Genomic DNA, 16,664 nt, shown 5'->3' with positions numbered 1-16,664 from the left:
CCCTTTGCTGTTTTATGTTAACGCGTAAACTTATATTACAAGCTACCTTTTTATCGAAATATGTTACCTTCTTATCGAACAGAAAATCTTTTCACCACAGTTTCTGAACCAGCGACTACCCGTACAAAGTAAAACCCTGTCGTTAATTTTCCGCCATGCTCAAAGGAAAGATTTTGAATTCCTGAATCTAGGTTGCCATTCATTAATTGGAGAATCTCATTGCCCAATGCATCCATTACTTTAATAGAGACACTCGACGATTTTGCCAATTTAAAAGAAAGATTTATTTGCTCCGCAATCGGATTATAGAAAACCTTCACATTATTGATAAGTTTCTCTGTGTCCTTGATGTTGTTGTCTTCCCCAAATGCCTCAGTACCGTCCCAAATATGTTGCGAAATAGTATGGTCATAAGGAGACTTTGCATACACCCGAGTCACCCCGCTGCACAATGTCAGTGCGGATAAAAGTGTTAAACAAGCTGCTTTAAGTAGATTTCTCCCCATAGTGTTAAATTAGACTTCAAATACTGGTTACGGTTTAATCAAATATAACGCTAACTATTTGAATTATCAACAACAAAGTTAGTATTTTGTTTAAAAGTTTTTCAGCAAATAGATTCATTCTAAGTTTCTTTTAACAAATTTTAACAGCTCTTGCGCATGTCAAAGTAAATGCTAAAATTTGGCGCAGGAAATGTACCTACTTAAAGTACAGGCAAAAAGTATATTTTTGCAGTATATTTTGAAATAAAATAATTGATAAATGGCAGACAACAGTCATCACAACAGTATCAATAAGGTGAGTTTCGCCGGATTATTGATCAGTTTAGGAATCGTTTTTGGAGATATCGGAACTTCTCCATTGTATGTTTTCAAAGCAATCATGGGACAAGGAGCCATTCAAAAAGACTTAGTCTTGGGCGGGCTATCCTGTGTTTTTTGGACACTGACCCTCCAGACAACAGTAAAGTATGTTTGGATCACTCTCCGGGCGGACAATAAAGGTGAAGGTGGTATCCTATCCCTTTATTCATTGGTACGCAAGCGTGCCCCTTGGTTAATTTTTCCAGCGATGATCGGTGCGGCGACCTTATTAGCCGACGGAATGATCACCCCTGCCATCACAATATCCTCGGCTATTGAAGGTTTGGATCTCAAATTCCCAGGATTACCTACAGTACCTATTGTAGTTACAATTATCTCCCTATTGTTTATTATTCAACGATTTGGAACATCCGTTGTAGGAAAGGTTTTCGGTCCATTAATGACCATCTGGTTTTCCATCATCGGTGTAATTGGTTTATCTCATCTTCACCTCGCACCGGAAGTGATGAAAGCAATCAACCCTTACTATGCCTTCCATATTTTAATTACTTACCCCCATTCACTATTATTGATCGGTGCAGTATTTTTATGTACTACAGGCGCCGAAGCATTGTATTCGGATATGGGACACTGTGGTAAAAACAATATCCGCATCAGCTGGATCTACGTAAAAATCACACTTATACTAAATTATTTCGGGCAAGGAGCCTGGTTATTAACACAGGAAGGACGTGTTCTAGGGGGTGAAAATCCGTTCTATTCAATCATGCCCGATTGGTTTATCGGTTACGGTATCGCTATCGCAACGATTGCAGCGGTCATCGCCAGTCAAGCCATGATATCTGGCTCTTATACCCTAATTTCGGAAGCCGTACGTTTGAATATATGGCCTAAGGTGGCTATCCGCTACCCCAGCGAACATAAAGGACAATTGTATGTACCATCCATCAATTTAATTTTATGGGTCGGCTGTATGATCGTCATCTGGGTTTTTGAAGAATCAAGCCGAATGGATGCAGCCTATGGGCTTGCGATCAATTTAACGGTATTGATGACCACAATCTTAATGGGATACTTCCTCGCCATGAAAAAGGTCAATCGCGTGCTTATTGCGGTATTTTTGGTTGCTTATTTTGTTATTGAATTAACGTTCTTAATAGGAAATGGTGTCAAAATAGCGCATGGTGGTTGGTTAACCTTGATGCTTGCCACTGCGTTATTTGGAACAATGTATTGCTGGTACACGGCGCGAAAAATTAAAAATCGTTTCGTTAACTTCATTAACATCAACAAATACTACCCAATTATCTCCGAATTGAGCGAGGATAAATCGGTTCCTCCATATGCATCACATTTGGTGTATCTGACAAGTGCAAATTTCAAATCCGAGATAGAGGCTAAAATTATTTATTCAATTATTAATAAAAAACCAAAACGTGCGGATGTATATTGGCTCGTCCACGTTGATGTGATGGATCATCCACATACAAAAGAGTATTCGATCGATCAGCTTATCCCGGGTAAGTTAATACGCGTTGATTTTAAACTTGGCTTTAGAGAAGAACAGCGCATCAGCCTGCTGTTCAGAAAAGTAGTTGAGGAAATGGTAAAAAAAGGTGAAATTGATATTACCAGTCAATACGACACTTTACGTAAACACAATATTCCAGGTGACTTTAAGTTTGTTGTTTTGGAAAAAGTACTCTCCAAAACCAACCAAATGACATGGATAGAGAAGGTAATTATGGACATCTATGGTTACCTCAAAAAAATGAGTTTGTCCGAAGAAAAAGGTTTCGGTTTAGATTCCAGCTTCGTTACAATTGAGCGGGTTCCACTCAATTTTCCTCAGACTTCAGAGGTCCATCTCATACGGAAAGATTAATACTCCTCAAGGTGATGCCCAAGCATCACCTTTTTTATTCAATAGAATTGCATTACTTTTGTTGCAAATAATACATCATGGCAGACGCTAATCCAAAAAAGAAATTACACCCTAGAAATAGACATCTCGATAACTATAATTTTGAAGAATTGAGCAAAGTCGAACCTTCGCTCAAAGATTTTGTTATAGAAAATGCTTATAACGTAAAATCCATCGATTTTAACAATCCCGATGCTGTTAAAACGTTAAACAAGGCGCTTCTAAAAAAATATTACCACATTCAACACTGGGATATTCCCAAAGAGAATCTTTGCCCCCCTATCCCGGGCCGAGCAGATTATATTCATTACATCGCAGACGTGCTTGCAAGGGATAATAATGGTGAGATTCCAAAAGGTGGAAATATCCATATACTCGATATCGGTGTTGGTGCAAATTGTATCTACCCCATCATCGGGCATCAGGAGTATGGATGGAGCTTTGTAGGATCTGAAATTATCAAGAGCGCATACAAAAATGCAATCGAGATAACACGGACAAATATGAGCTTAAAAAAGAGTATACAAATCCGTCTACAAAATAACCCGAAAGCCATATTCAAAGATATTATCCTTCCAGGTGAGAAATATGATGTGGTAATCTGTAATCCCCCATTTTTTAGCTCTCAAACCGAGGCTTTACAGCAGTCAATCCGTAAGACTACAGGCATTAAAGAAGCTAAAATAGACGAAAAACCTGTCACACAAGCATTTTCTGGACAAGGAAGCGAGTTGTGGTGTGATGGTGGTGAAAAAGCTTTCTTGTCACGCATGATCTTTGAAAGTCAATTTCACAAAGATCAAGTAAAATGGTTCACAACATTAGTTGCTCACCGCGAAGACATTCGCTTTCTACAACACAAACTAAAGAAAATAAGTGTAAAAGAGACCGAGGTGATCCGCATGGAACAAGGCAATAAGGTAAGCCGAATCCTTTTGTGGAGATTCTAATACGTCCACGATATTCAAAGAAAAGGAGCTATCTTTTATGCAGATAGCTCCTTTTCTTTGAACCATTATTGTACGACGCTTCTCATATACTATACTTGCGCCTGTTTATTTAACTTTGAATGTTTATAGCCATACATAAAATATACAGCCAATCCGATTACGAGCCAGATCACAAATATTATCCAGTTACTTGCCCCCAATTCCGTCATCAAATACAAATTGATCAGGATACCAACGACAGGCAATAGCGAAAAGTTCATTTTAAAGCTATAAATACTCAGGCCAAGCCAGGTTAACCAAAATATAATGACCAACATTTTATGTTCTATAATTTCCAGGATGGAGAGCGATTTCCACTCCTGAATCGTCTCGTGCGCATAGCTAAAAATAAGCACAATAGCGATCAGTAGCCCCGCACCAACTAAATATTTACCATTGATGTAAGGGACTTTAAATTTGGATTTTGCAGATAAGCCCGAATAATCCATATACAATACACCTGCACAAACAAGGATAAAGGCAAAAAAGGTGCCCACGCTCGTTAGATCCACAAAGAAGTCCATTTTAAAAAATAACGAAGGGATAGCAACCACCAAACCTGTTACAATAGTGGCAAAAGAAGGTGTTTTATATTTTGGGTGGATCGTCGCGAATTTCTTCCACAACAAACCGTCCCGACTCATAGTCATCCAAATTCTTGGTTGAGCCAATTGATACACCAGCAAGGCACTGGTAATGGCAATCACAGAGGTCACCGATATAATTCCGGCCATATGGTCAAAGCCGACATATTTAAATACGAAAGCAAGTGGATCCTTCACATTTAATTCGGTATAGTTAACCATCCCCGTCAAGACCATGGTAATGGCAACATATAATACAGTACAAATCAATAGACAATAGATCATTGCCTTAGGCAAATCGCGCTGTGGGTTTTTACACTCTTCGGCAGTTGTGGAGATCGAATCGAATCCGATAAAGGCAAAGAAAACCGCGGCCACACTTCCGAGTACACCTTTGAGACCATTCGGTGCAAAAGGTGTCCAATTTTCAGGTTTAATGAAAAATATACCCCCAAAAATGACAGCCAGGATAATTGCCACCTTTATCATAACCATGACCATACTTGCTTTCTGGGACTCTTTGATTCCGATATAAACCAACCAAGTGACCAAAAATGTAATGACACCTGCTGGTAAATCGAAAATAATAGGCAGTCCCCCAATTCGTGGCGCACTATTAAAAGCATCCAGACCATGTTGGTCGATTGCGGTCAGAGCCGCCGCGCCATGTTGGTTCATCTTGTCTACAGCATCATAAGCATAGCCTGGTGCCATGGATAACCAAGCCGGTATGTGAAGACCAAAGCCCTCCAGCATGGAGACAAAATATTGCGACCAGGAAATGGCAATAACCGTATTGGAAACAGCATATTCTAAGACCAATGCCCAACCTATAATCCATGCAAACAACTCACCAAAAGCTACATAAGCATACGTATACGCTGATCCTGAAACAGGAACTGTACTGGCAAATTGCGCATAGGCCAATGCCGTAAAAACACAGGCAAAAGCTGTAAAAACGAAAAGCAGTGATACTGCCGGCCCACCTTCATAACTCGCTAACCCAATTGTGCTAAAGATTCCAGCCCCTACAATAGCGGCGATACCCAACGAAACCAGATCTGTTACCCCCAATACCTTTGCAAGGCCTGTCCCCCCCTCTTTTTGAGTGTCATGCAGAATCTGATCAACACTTTTCTTCCGAAAAAGTCTATGTGACATGTAAATTTAGTTTTTGATACTTAAAATTATGCGAAAATAAATATTTTCAAGGTCTTATACTATTGGTATTTTCCGATAGACTAATTAAAGTCCACCAGCTCATATTGAATATACTGGTAAATTTCCTGATAATCGGTCATCTGCGTATGTAAATAGGAAATCAACTGTTCTGTCAGAAGCTGTCTTTGCTCCACTGAAACTTCAAATTGCCACAATCGTTTACAAATATTGAAAAGTGCACCTGCAATTTTTTCTACCTCAGCATAGTCATAAATATACTTCCACTCAATAAACTGATGATAGAACTTTTCAAACTTAGGAATATCATTCAGCTGATTAATTTTCAAAAACTTCCGAACAGCGTCTTCATTGACATGCATTAGTGCAGCGTAGAATTTATCGATGGAGACCGCTTTATTTTGTGTTAGGATATGATCCAGCAATAGCTCCAACGCGATATGCGCCATAAAGGACGGCCGGATAGGCAGCCCCGCTAAACTAGACTGTATTTTTAGTTTCAATTGATGTGTATGATGAAAAAAATAAGGTGAATTGTGAAACAGGCGATCGACCTCGATATGACGGTTCCAACCTATATACAATTGCTCCAGTAAAGGATTGTCCAAAAGCTCATCTTCATACTGACGTGGCTTTAGCATAAAGGATTTATCAGCATTTTTTAATAGATCGGGTAACAATCCACCTACAATACGTTCGGCATTGGTTGCAAACCGCTCAAAATAGAAATGTGACAAAAAATTCATACCAGCTTATTAGCGTGTGCTTTTATATGGAATTATTCGCTCAATATACGCTTAATCTCCTATCTTTGCATCTTGTAAATTAAAAAATTAAATCCATTTAACAATGAGCTTTGTAGAAGAATTACGTTGGAGAGGCATGTTGCAAGATATTATGCCAGGCACTGAAGACTTACTGAATAAAGAAAAAGTCGCTGGTTATATCGGCTTTGATCCCACAGGCGACTCTCTACACGTAGGACACTTGACGCAGATCATGACTTTGATCCACTTCCAAAATGCAGGCCACAAACCTGTTGCCCTGGTTGGAGGAGCGACAGGAATGATCGGAGACCCTTCTTTCAAATCTGCAGAGCGTAACTTGTTGGACGAAGCTACCTTACAGCATAATGTAGCTTGTCTGAAAAAACAGTTAGGCAAATTTCTTGAATTTGGAGAAGGTGAAAATGACGCCCAAATGGTTAATAATTACGACTGGTTCAAAGATTTTAAATTTTTGGATTTTATTCGTGATATCGGTAAAATGATTACCGTTAACTATATGATGTCTAAAGATTCGGTAAAAAAACGTCTGGAAGGCGACAATGGTCTTTCATTTACAGAGTTTACCTACCAATTGATTCAAGGATATGACTTCTACTACCTTTGGAAGCATCATAACTGTAAAGTTCAAATGGGTGGGTCCGACCAATGGGGTAACATTGTAACAGGAAGTGAAATGATTCGTCGCCAAGATCAGGGAACAGCTTATGCAATCACCACACAATTAATCAAAAAAGCCGATGGTCAGAAATTTGGAAAAACCGAATCTGGTGCCATATGGTTAGATCCAAAGAAAACCTCTCCGTATAAATATTACCAATTTTGGTTGAATACGTCAGATGATGATGCTAAAAACTGGATCAAAATTTTCACACTCAAACCTCAAGACGAAATAGCGTCTATTATTGCAGAACATGATGCAGCGCCACACTTACGTTTAGTTCAAAAAGCACTGGCAAAAGATATCACCATTCGTACCCACTCCGAAGAAGCATACGAAACTGCGATCAAAACTTCTGAATTTCTTTTTGGTAATGGTTCTTTAGAATTTTTGAACAACTTAGATCACGAGGCTGTTTTAGAGGTATTTGAAGGCATTCCTCAATTTCAGGTCGCTAAAGCGGACCTTGCAGCAGGCATCAATATTCTTGATTTACTGGCTGTTCAGACACAAGTATTCCCTTCCAAAGGTGAAGCCCGCAAAATGCTTCAGGGCGGCGGAGTTTCTATCAACCGAGAAAAAGCAACTGATATAGAAGAGTCAGTTACGGAAAATCACCTTGTAAACAATAAATATATTGTTGCACAACGCGGTAAAAAGAATTATTACCTGATTATCGCAGATTAGTGATCAGCAATATCCTGATTTAATAATCCATAAGTATAAAGAAGTCCCTTTTGAACAAATCAAAAGGGACTTCTTTATGCAATCCAAAGCTGTTCTTCTTCCGCTAAAAAATCGGTCCGGTTATTTTAATAGTTTTTCAAATGCCTTACGCGACGCTCCTCTAAAATGTACCTCCCCACAATATTGATACCCCAGCTTTTCGAACACATGCAACATTCCTCCATTGTCAAAATTAGTATCCACCTTAATACTATAAACCCCATGATCAACCGCGATCTTCTCCACCCCAGACATGATTCCCGTTCCCACACCTTTCATATGCGGATCCTGCGCCGAGGCCAACCGGTGTATACCGACATAAGGTCCATCACTTAACCATTTTCCGTCAATATCATTATAAGCAGGTTCGACATCAAAAATAACAGCAACATAACCTACAATCCTATGCTCCACTTCAACGACATGCCCGTAGCCCTTATCAATATCCGACTGCACCACATCTTCATTCGGATAACCATCTTGCCATTGTCGGCTGCCTTGTTCTTTCCTGAGGGCAATTGCTTGTTGTATAATTTCCCAAATCCGTCCTTTATCAGCCAATGTCGCTTTTCGTATTTCAAACTTGTTCATCCTATCTCTTATTTTTATTCGTAAAACTACATATTTTACAGCAACTCCAAAGAATACACCAAAACAGCAATCTGTATAGATATGCACATTCTTTGATCAAACCTATTTGCAGGGCATAGTATTTGCTAGTCATTATAGCTATCTAGCTTTTTAGCTACATCTAAATTTATTCATTCATAAAAAACGACAAACTTAAAATAATAGGCCATCAGCATCTTTAAAATACTATCAAAATAACTAAGTTTGTAAGCAGTATAATTGTGAGCTTTTCAATGTCAAACAAAGGAAATACATTTAGGCAGACAGGAAATTCAGTTTCCGGCAAACGTGCCCCTCAAAAGGAATCAACAACATTTAAAAAAGAAAAAAGTCAAAAAAATAGTGTACCAAGAGATTATTCTGATGCACAGCAAAAGGCTGTCAAGATATTAGGGATTTTATTGATCTTGCTTTCATTGGCATTTGCTACAGCTTTCGTCTCCTACTTATTCACTTGGGAAGACGATCAAAGTTATATCGCAAAAACCAATGGCGGATGGTCGACATTATTCAGATCTACAGAAGAAATTCATGATGAAGCTGTTGATCTACCCGTTGTCGATAATAAACTAGGGAAATTTGGCGCATTGCTTGCCAACCAATTCATGTACGAATGGTTTGGCGTCGCATCTTTTCTCTTTATCCCGGTATTATTCATTTTAGGATATCGCCTATTGTTCAAGAAATCATTACTTCCATTGTACCGTACTGTGGTCTATTCTTTTGTTGCAATCGTTTTTATCTCGGTAACATTAGGCTTCCTACATGGATTTATGGCAGATACACCGCATATGCTCGAGGGGAAATTTGGTTTTTGGACCAATAAATTACTGGAAGCACAAGTAGGTATTGTCGGCGTTGGCTGTATATTGGCTTTTGCCTACCTGACGACATTAATCTTACTTTACAACCTCGATTTTAAATTTGTCCTATTCAGTAACAGGAAATCCAAGTCATTCTCCGAAGATATGGACGATGAGGATGAAGATGAATACGCTCCACAAAATCTAAGAAACAAAATTCATATTGAAGATGATTCCATCCAATCTGTACGGGAATCTTTTCAACGGCCAACATCAATCAATGAGCGATTTCAATCTGCTCGTGAAAAAGATATACAGGAAGAACTTCAACGCCCTGCCTTTACACATCACCCCGTACCTGAAGTACAAATTGATCCGAAAGACAAAGTGGTACTCTCGTTCGACGACAGTCCGCTGGAACGAACAGAGAATACACCTTCAATCAGTTTTACAATTGATCAGCCGAATGAAGAATTTGAAGCGGAAGACTTACCGCTAATCCGGGAATATCAAGCACCGAAAATTGAAGCAGAACCTCAACAAGAGCCAGAAGCTGCCATCGAACCCGATGCAGTACCAGGCCTGGTCGTTGAGGATATCAAAGAGGAAAAAGAGATTACTGCCAGTGACCTTGTAGCCCAATTCGGACAATATGATCCAAAATTGGATCTTTCTGGCTACCAACATCCGGCATTGGATTTATTGAAGGACTATGGTGGTGGTAAAATTACCATCAATCAACAGGAACTCGAAGCGAACAAAAACAGGATTGTTGATACCCTGAGAAACTACAGTATCGAGATCGAAAGTATCAAAGCAACTATAGGTCCAACGGTAACTTTGTATGAAATTATACCAAAACCAGGTGTGCGGATTTCAAAAATCAAAAATCTGGAAGATGACATTGCCTTAAGTCTTGCGGCATTGGGTATACGGATTATTGCACCTATGCCTGGAAAGGGAACAATCGGTATTGAGGTACCGAATTCCAGTCCGGAAATGGTATCCATGCGATCAGTACTTGCTACGGAGAAGTTTCAGAAAACAGACATGGATCTCCCGATTGCTTTAGGTAAAACGATTTCCAATGAAGTCTATATTGCCGATTTAGCTAAAATGCCTCACCTTCTAGTTGCGGGAGCGACCGGACAAGGTAAATCAGTAGGTATCAACGCCATTCTGACCTCTTTACTGTATAAAAAGCATCCGGCCGAACTAAAATTTGTCCTTGTTGACCCTAAGAAAGTGGAACTTTCACTATTCAAAAAAGTAGAGCGCCACTTCCTCGCAAAATTACCTGACGACGGAGATGCAATTATCACCGATACGAAGAAGGTAATCAATACCTTAAATTCTCTGTGTATAGAAATGGATCAACGTTATGATTTGTTAAAAAATGCGCAGGTACGGAATTTAAAGGAATATAATGCAAAATTTATCAATCGCAGATTAAACCCTGAGGAGGGTCATCGATTCTTACCATATATCGTTCTTATTGTTGATGAGTTTGCCGACTTAATGATGACAGCAGGAAAAGAGGTCGAAACACCGATTGCACGATTAGCACAATTAGCCCGTGCGGTAGGGATTCACTTGGTTATTGCAACCCAACGTCCTTCTGTCAATATCATTACCGGTACAATCAAGGCCAACTTCCCTGCACGTCTTGCATTCCGTGTATTATCGAAAGTCGATTCACGGACCATTCTAGATACAGGCGGTGCAGATCAGTTGATCGGTCGAGGTGACATGCTTCTAGCGACTGGAAGTGATTTGATACGTATTCAGTGTGCTTTTGTTGATACGCCAGAGGTTGAACAAATTTCCGACTACATCGGTGCACAACGAGGCTACCCTTCGGCATTTATGCTTCCGGAATATGTAGACGAAAACGGAGATGGTTCTGGTAGTGTGGATTTTGATCCCAAAGACCGCGATCAGTTGTTCGAAGAAGCTGCCCGATTGATTGTCATGCATCAGCAAGGCTCTACGTCATTAATCCAACGTAAATTAAAATTGGGTTATAACAGAGCAGGACGAATCATCGATCAATTGGAAGCTGCTGGAATTGTAGGTCCATTTGAAGGAAGTAAGGCCCGCGAGGTACTTTATCCAGATGAGTATTCATTAGAACAATTTTTGGAGACGTTAAGAAAGGACAACTAAGATGAAAAAACAATTGTGGTTTATGGTAGGTTTGCTAATTATTGCATACAGCCAAAACAGTTATGCACAAAATGATGCCGCTGCTAAAGCATTACTGACGAAAGTAAGCCAAAAGTACAATGCATACAAAACAATACAGGCCAACTTCTCATTAGCTATTAAACAAGCTAATGGTGGTTCACATACTGACGCTGGAACAATATACCTGGACAAGAGTAACAACAAGTACCAGGTCAATACCAAAAATCAAGTATTGATATCGGATTCCAAGACACAGTGGAATATCATGAAAGCCGAAAAGGAAGTGGAAATCTCAGAAGCAAGCAATTCGACCAACGAGATCAATCCAACAAACATATTCAGCTTCTACACCAGCGGTTTTAAATATACCTTGACCAATACTGAAAAGGTAAAGGGACTTACGCTAAGTGTTGTTGAATTAAGTCCGCTCGATAGCAAAAAAAACTATTCAAAGATAAAGCTGCGTATCAATAAGGCAAGCAACCTGATCTATGATACGACCGTTTTTGATAAAAGTGGTAATCGCTATACCTATACATTAACTTCGCAAGAAGGCAATAAAGCGCTTTCAGGTAGTCTATTTGTATTCAACAAAAATGATTACAAAGGTTTTGAAATCGTCGATTTAAGATAAAAATCTATCGACGCCATAACACTGATTAAACACAGTACCATAAAAAAGGCTTTCCAGTATTGGAAAGCCTTTTTTATGGTGCTTCAATCGTTATTGTACTTGACGCAATTTTAGAGCATATTGGGTTCCTTATCCAAAGTCTCGCTTTCTTTGTTTGCATAACGCGAATAACCATGCTTTTGCGGATGTTCGATAATTTCCTTCATAGAAACAAGTTTGTACACATACGAACCCGTTTCATTATTCAATTTCAATGCAAAATAGTCGTCCTTTTTTTGTCTCCTTATAGAACCTCTTAAACTACCATCACCGACATTATATGCTGCAGCTACCAAGGTCCAGTTTCCAAATTGGGCATACAGGTATTTCAGGTATCTGGCAGCAGCATGTGTAGATTTAACAAGGTCTTTCCGGTCATCTACTGTACCATTGACTTTCAATCCATACAATCGCGCTGTTGCTGGCATAAACTGCCAATAACCACCAGCTCCCTTAGATGAAACAACAGCTTTACTAAGCCCGCTTTCCACTAAGGGGATATACTTAAAATCCTCCGGAATACCATGTGATTTAAGGATCTTTGCGATCATAGGCAAATAGGTCTCTGCCTTTTTGTGCATATCGTATGATCCTGTTTTTTTAAACGAGAATCGATTGAAAAATTTGCGCAATTTACTTTCCACAAGCGGACGATCCATCGGTAATGAATCTTCGGCAAATGTCAATGAATTCATATAAGATTCAAACGAATTGCTTTTTTCTTTTTTTTCTTCTTCGTCCCCATGATGAGCGGGAACTACTACGAGCTTCGGTTCAACGATCTTATCGCCGTTTGAAGCGTTGTTGTGTGGGGTTGAGTATAATTTTGACAGCAATAAAGCAAACAAAATCAAACTACTACATAAAACTTTCTTTCTTATCATTCACTCCCTTAATGCTATCCTATCCACGACTCCAATCGATCAAAAAATAGCTTGGTTCAAATTCAAGGGTACAAAGGTAAACACTATTTATTTAAAAAACAAATAGTTACATTACAGACAACTTAAAGTGGCTTTTTTGGCGTAAAAACGCAGCAAATTCAAGAAAAGACAAAAAGATAAGGATTTTTTCGCAAAACCCAAAATTATACCTAACTTTGTGGTTCACATTTTAGCAAAACACAATGCCATTCAGCAATAAAAGGAACAGTCGTGATGACAACTCCAGAAAGTCACGAGGCAACTCAGATAGCTTCAAATCTAGAGGCGATAAGAACAATAGTTTCGGAAAAAAATCATATGGGTCGAATGACCAATCTGAAAGAGGTTCTTTCAGAAAAGATGATAATCGTGAGAACAGATCATTCGGATCTAAAAAATTCTCAGACAAACCTCCCTTCCGAGGAGAGAACAATTCCTTCCGTTCAAAAGATAATTCAGAAAAATCCTTTGGTAGAGGAGGACGCTCATTTGATAAAAATGATTCTTCAAGATCTTTTGACAAAAAAGATTCCTTCAATAAATTTGATAGATCAGAACGTTCTTTTGACAAAAAAGATAACTTCAAACGTTCCGATAGAAATGACTCTTCAAGATCTTTTGACCGCTCAGAGCGTTCTTTTGATAAAAGAGATAGTTTCAAACGTACAGACAGAAATGATTCCTCAAGATCTTTTGACCGTTCAGAGCGTTCTTTCGATAGAAAGGATAACTTCAAGCGTACGGACAGAAATGATTCCACTAGATCTTTTGACCGTTCAGAGCGTTCTTTCGATAAAAAAGATAACTTCAAACGTACAGACAGAAGTGATTCCACAAGATCTTTTGACCGTTCAGAGCGTTCTTTCGATAAAAAAGATAACTTCAGACGTTCAGATAGAAATGACACTCCAAGATCTTTTGATAGATCGGAGCGTTCTTTTGATAAAAGAGACAGTTTCAAACGTTCAGACAGAAATGACTCTTCAAGACCTTCTAACAGAAAGTTTGATGGCGAAAGAAGTAGAAATTTTGATGACAACAAAAACTTTGGTGATAAACAATATATTAAACGTCCAAAGAAAAAAGCAGAGGATGCAGAGGATGACGGCTTAGTTCGTTTAAATCGTTACATCGCCAATGCTGGTATTTGTTCAAGACGTAAAGCTGATGAGCTTATCACTGCTGGTGTCATTTGGGTAAATGGAGAACCTGTTACAGAATTGGGTACTAAGGTAGATCCTGCAACAGATGAAATCCGTTACAACAACGAACGATTAAAACGTGAAAAAAATGTTTATGTTTTGTTGAACAAACCAAAAGATTATATCACGACTACAGATGATCCTCAGGAGCGTCATACCGTAATGGAACTAGTTTCTAAAGCGACAAAAGAAAGAATCTATCCTGTTGGTCGTCTTGACAGAAACACGACGGGACTTCTTTTAATGACAAATGATGGTAGTCTCGCTGAAAAACTTTCACACCCGCGCAACAGCATCAGCAAAATCTATAATGTCGAGTTAAACAAAAGCCTTACACAAGGTGATTTTAACAAAATCAGTTTTGGTATCGAATTAGAAGATGGTGTAATCAAACCCGATGACTTGAGCTATGTTCAAGGTGGATCAAAACGTGAAGTTGGCATCCAAATCCACTCGGGCAAAAATCGTATCGTACGTCGTATTTTTGAGTCATTAGGATATGAAGTCGTTAAATTGGACCGTGTGGTTTATGCAAACTTAACGAAAAAAGACCTTCCACGTGGCCGTTGGAGATATTTAGAGGAACGTGAAATCGTGCAATTAAAGCACCTGATTTAATCGCTTAAGAAGATAAATAAAAATAAAGGACGGTCATTCAGTTAACCGTCCTTTATTTTTTATATTTGCTCTTTCAAATAAAACAACAAAGAATATGACTGATCCGAAAACACTTTCATCCGTTGCGGAATTCCATAAAACATTCCAACATCCAATTCTAGACAGCCCTACTATTCCATCTGAACAAAGATGTGCCTTACGGGTATCGTTGATCGCTGAGGAATTAAAAGAATTAGAAGAAGCCATCCAGGATAAGGATTTGGTAGAGATTGCAGATGCCCTATGTGACATTCAATATGTACTTGCTGGAGCGGTATTAGAATTTGGCTTAAAAGATAAATTCTCAGCTCTTTTTGATGAAGTTCAACGTTCCAATATGAGCAAGGCATGTAAAGACGAAGCAGAAGCCATCGCTACACAGGAGCACTATAAATTAAAAGGTGTAGAATCCTATTATAAAGAAGTTGATGGCAAATTTCTGGTATTCAGAACAGCCGACAATAAAACGTTAAAATCTATCAATTATTCTCCAGCCGATCTAAAAACGATTGTTGAAGGCTAAATAAAAGATGGTGATCGTACCCTATTTTTTGCAGGTAAACAGCAAAGGCTTCTTTAGAGAAGCCTTTGCTGTTTTTATAGCGCGGAATATATTCATTAAACGCGATAGCATACAGTGATCTATCAAAAGAGTAGGAAAATATCAGGGGCGACTAAAAAGACTTCCCTGCACGACCTGCCGCGCTTCCAATCCCTTATCGATGTATGTTTGAATACCTGATTTCGGTAAGCCCCAGTTCGGGGCAATTAACAATTCTTTATCTGCAATCCCGAAAATACGTTGAATGATCAGATCAGGACGCAATCGAGGAATAAACTTCGCTAAGAACTCTGTGTAACCTTCCATCGAAAAAAGTTCAAAGGGCTCACGTTTGAACTTAACCCCCATAATAGATCCCTCCACAATATGTAGGTGATGCAGCTTCACAAATTTAATCTGTGGAAAGCGGTTGATTTCATCTGCATATTTCAACATCATTTCTTCAGATTCCCATGGGAAGCCAAAGATTGTATGTACACAAAGCTCCAAAGGGGTATCTTTCAGCATATCCATGGCCTGAACAAATTCGTCGTGAGAACAGCCTCTATTGATCTGCTCCAATGTATCGTTGTAGATCGATTCCATACCCATTTCCAAATCCACATCGTAACGATCTGTATAAGACTCCAACAATGCAATCTTTTCAAAATCCAAACAATCAGGACGTGTACCAACAGAAAGCCCCAAAGTATTTTCAGGATCAATACTTAAGGCCTCATCATACATCATTTTCAGTAGATGCGTCGGCGCATATGTATTTGTATTTGGTTGGAAATAAATAATAAACTTCTCGGCGCCATAGCTATTACGTGCTCTTTCAATACCCGATTCTACCTGCTCCTGTATCGAAGGAATTTTCCGGGCAGTATCCGGTGTAAAAGAATCTACATTACAGTAAGTACAACCACCATAACCCTTACTACCATCACGATTGGGACAAGTAAAATTACCATCCACAATCACTTTAAACACTTTCTGTCCGTTATACTTTTGCTTTAAATAAGCCCCGTAATGATTATACGGTTTAATTCCGTTGTCCAATAATGTACCCATTGCGCTGCAAAGTTACTCAATAAAAATCATATGTGACCATTACTTTCTCAGGATCAAATGTTAAATCAACAATACCTATCTTGGGGGTTGGAAGATAGTTTTCATAGGAAACAAAAATGTAATCCTGTCTGTCTTGGCAAATACCTAATCTCAAATTAAACAAGAGAAGGCAGACGATGATCAAACAATTTCTCATATGGCCAGTAAGTAATATTTACAGCAATATACAAAAAACCTAGATACGGGAGTTCTAGAACAGGCGAGATGCTTCACAAGGAAAGTATTTAAACGAAAGAAGC

General features: G+C 38.9%; 13 protein-coding genes. 7 read left to right on the top strand and 6 right to left on the bottom strand.

Annotation, left to right across the window (positions count from 1 at the left end; genetic code table 11):
- Window positions 1–71 precede the first annotated feature (71 nt).
- Window positions 72–506, bottom strand: a complete 435-nt coding sequence (locus B4N43_RS24265) for a T9SS type A sorting domain-containing protein (protein WP_088162948.1) — start codon at window positions 504–506, stop codon at window positions 72–74.
- A 259-nt stretch (window positions 507–765) separates the two neighbouring features.
- Between B4N43_RS24265 and B4N43_RS24260 the strand changes: the two genes are divergently transcribed.
- Entirely contained in the window at window positions 766–2,712 is a 1,947-nt protein-coding gene (locus tag B4N43_RS24260; RefSeq protein ID WP_088162949.1) for a KUP/HAK/KT family potassium transporter, read from the top strand.
- A gap of 77 nt (window positions 2,713–2,789) precedes the next feature.
- Window positions 2,790–3,701 (top strand): 23S rRNA (adenine(1618)-N(6))-methyltransferase RlmF, encoded by a 912-nt coding sequence (gene rlmF, locus B4N43_RS24255; RefSeq protein WP_088162950.1) that lies wholly within the window; start codon window positions 2,790–2,792, stop codon window positions 3,699–3,701.
- Window positions 3,702–3,790: 89 nt separating this feature from the next.
- Here rlmF and B4N43_RS24250 read toward each other — a convergent pair whose 3' ends face one another.
- Together B4N43_RS24250 and B4N43_RS24245 are read right to left on the bottom strand one after the other, a co-directional pair.
- Complete coding sequence (locus B4N43_RS24250; protein ID WP_286736753.1) at window positions 3,791–5,485, bottom strand: amino acid permease; 1,695 nt, start codon at window positions 5,483–5,485, stop codon at window positions 3,791–3,793.
- A gap of 80 nt (window positions 5,486–5,565) precedes the next feature.
- The gene (locus B4N43_RS24245) at window positions 5,566–6,249 is read right to left on the bottom strand and encodes an ACP phosphodiesterase (protein WP_145327939.1); all 684 of its coding nucleotides are present in this window, start codon (window positions 6,247–6,249) and stop codon (window positions 5,566–5,568) included.
- A gap of 103 nt (window positions 6,250–6,352) precedes the next feature.
- Between B4N43_RS24245 and tyrS the strand changes: the two genes are divergently transcribed.
- Window positions 6,353–7,636 carry a tyrosine--tRNA ligase gene (gene tyrS / locus B4N43_RS24240; RefSeq protein ID WP_286736752.1) on the top strand — a complete coding sequence of 428 codons (1,284 nt, stop codon included), beginning with the start codon at window positions 6,353–6,355 and terminating at the stop codon, window positions 7,634–7,636.
- 120 nt (window positions 7,637–7,756) lie between these two features.
- Here tyrS and B4N43_RS24235 read toward each other — a convergent pair whose 3' ends face one another.
- Window positions 7,757–8,266, bottom strand: a complete 510-nt coding sequence (locus B4N43_RS24235; RefSeq protein WP_286736750.1) for a GNAT family N-acetyltransferase — start codon at window positions 8,264–8,266, stop codon at window positions 7,757–7,759.
- A 272-nt stretch (window positions 8,267–8,538) separates the two neighbouring features.
- Between B4N43_RS24235 and B4N43_RS24230 the strand changes: the two genes are divergently transcribed.
- On the top strand, window positions 8,539–11,274 hold the full coding sequence (locus tag B4N43_RS24230) for an FtsK/SpoIIIE family DNA translocase (RefSeq protein ID WP_286736748.1): 2,736 nt from the start codon (window positions 8,539–8,541) through the stop codon (window positions 11,272–11,274).
- Between the two features lies 1 nt (window position 11,275).
- On the top strand, window positions 11,276–11,929 hold the full coding sequence (locus B4N43_RS24225; RefSeq protein WP_201667214.1) for a LolA family protein: 654 nt from the start codon (window positions 11,276–11,278) through the stop codon (window positions 11,927–11,929).
- A gap of 110 nt (window positions 11,930–12,039) precedes the next feature.
- Here the strand turns inward: B4N43_RS24225 and B4N43_RS24220 are convergent, their stop codons facing one another.
- On the bottom strand, window positions 12,040–12,852 hold the full coding sequence (locus B4N43_RS24220; RefSeq protein WP_075994195.1) for a lytic transglycosylase domain-containing protein: 813 nt from the start codon (window positions 12,850–12,852) through the stop codon (window positions 12,040–12,042).
- Between the two features lie 242 nt (window positions 12,853–13,094).
- Between B4N43_RS24220 and B4N43_RS24215 the strand changes: the two genes are divergently transcribed.
- Both B4N43_RS24215 and B4N43_RS24210 read left to right on the top strand, forming a co-directional pair.
- Window positions 13,095–14,711: a pseudouridine synthase gene (locus B4N43_RS24215; protein ID WP_286736747.1), complete on the top strand. Its 1,617-nt coding sequence runs from the start codon at window positions 13,095–13,097 to the stop codon at window positions 14,709–14,711.
- A gap of 94 nt (window positions 14,712–14,805) precedes the next feature.
- Window positions 14,806–15,273 carry a nucleoside triphosphate pyrophosphohydrolase family protein gene (locus tag B4N43_RS24210; protein ID WP_120333203.1) on the top strand — a complete coding sequence of 156 codons (468 nt, stop codon included), beginning with the start codon at window positions 14,806–14,808 and terminating at the stop codon, window positions 15,271–15,273.
- Window positions 15,274–15,414: 141 nt separating this feature from the next.
- Here the strand turns inward: B4N43_RS24210 and B4N43_RS24205 are convergent, their stop codons facing one another.
- Window positions 15,415–16,365 (bottom strand): TIGR01212 family radical SAM protein, encoded by a 951-nt coding sequence (locus tag B4N43_RS24205; protein ID WP_286736745.1) that lies wholly within the window; start codon window positions 16,363–16,365, stop codon window positions 15,415–15,417.
- Between the last annotated feature and the right edge of the window lie 299 nt (window positions 16,366–16,664).

Source organism: Sphingobacterium sp. UBA1897 (genome assembly GCF_002337775.1).
In the GTDB taxonomy this organism is placed as follows: Bacteria; Bacteroidota; Bacteroidia; order Sphingobacteriales; family Sphingobacteriaceae; genus Sphingobacterium; species Sphingobacterium siyangense.
Note: the sequence above shows the minus strand (reverse complement) of the source record. Positions and strands in the feature narration are given on the sequence as shown.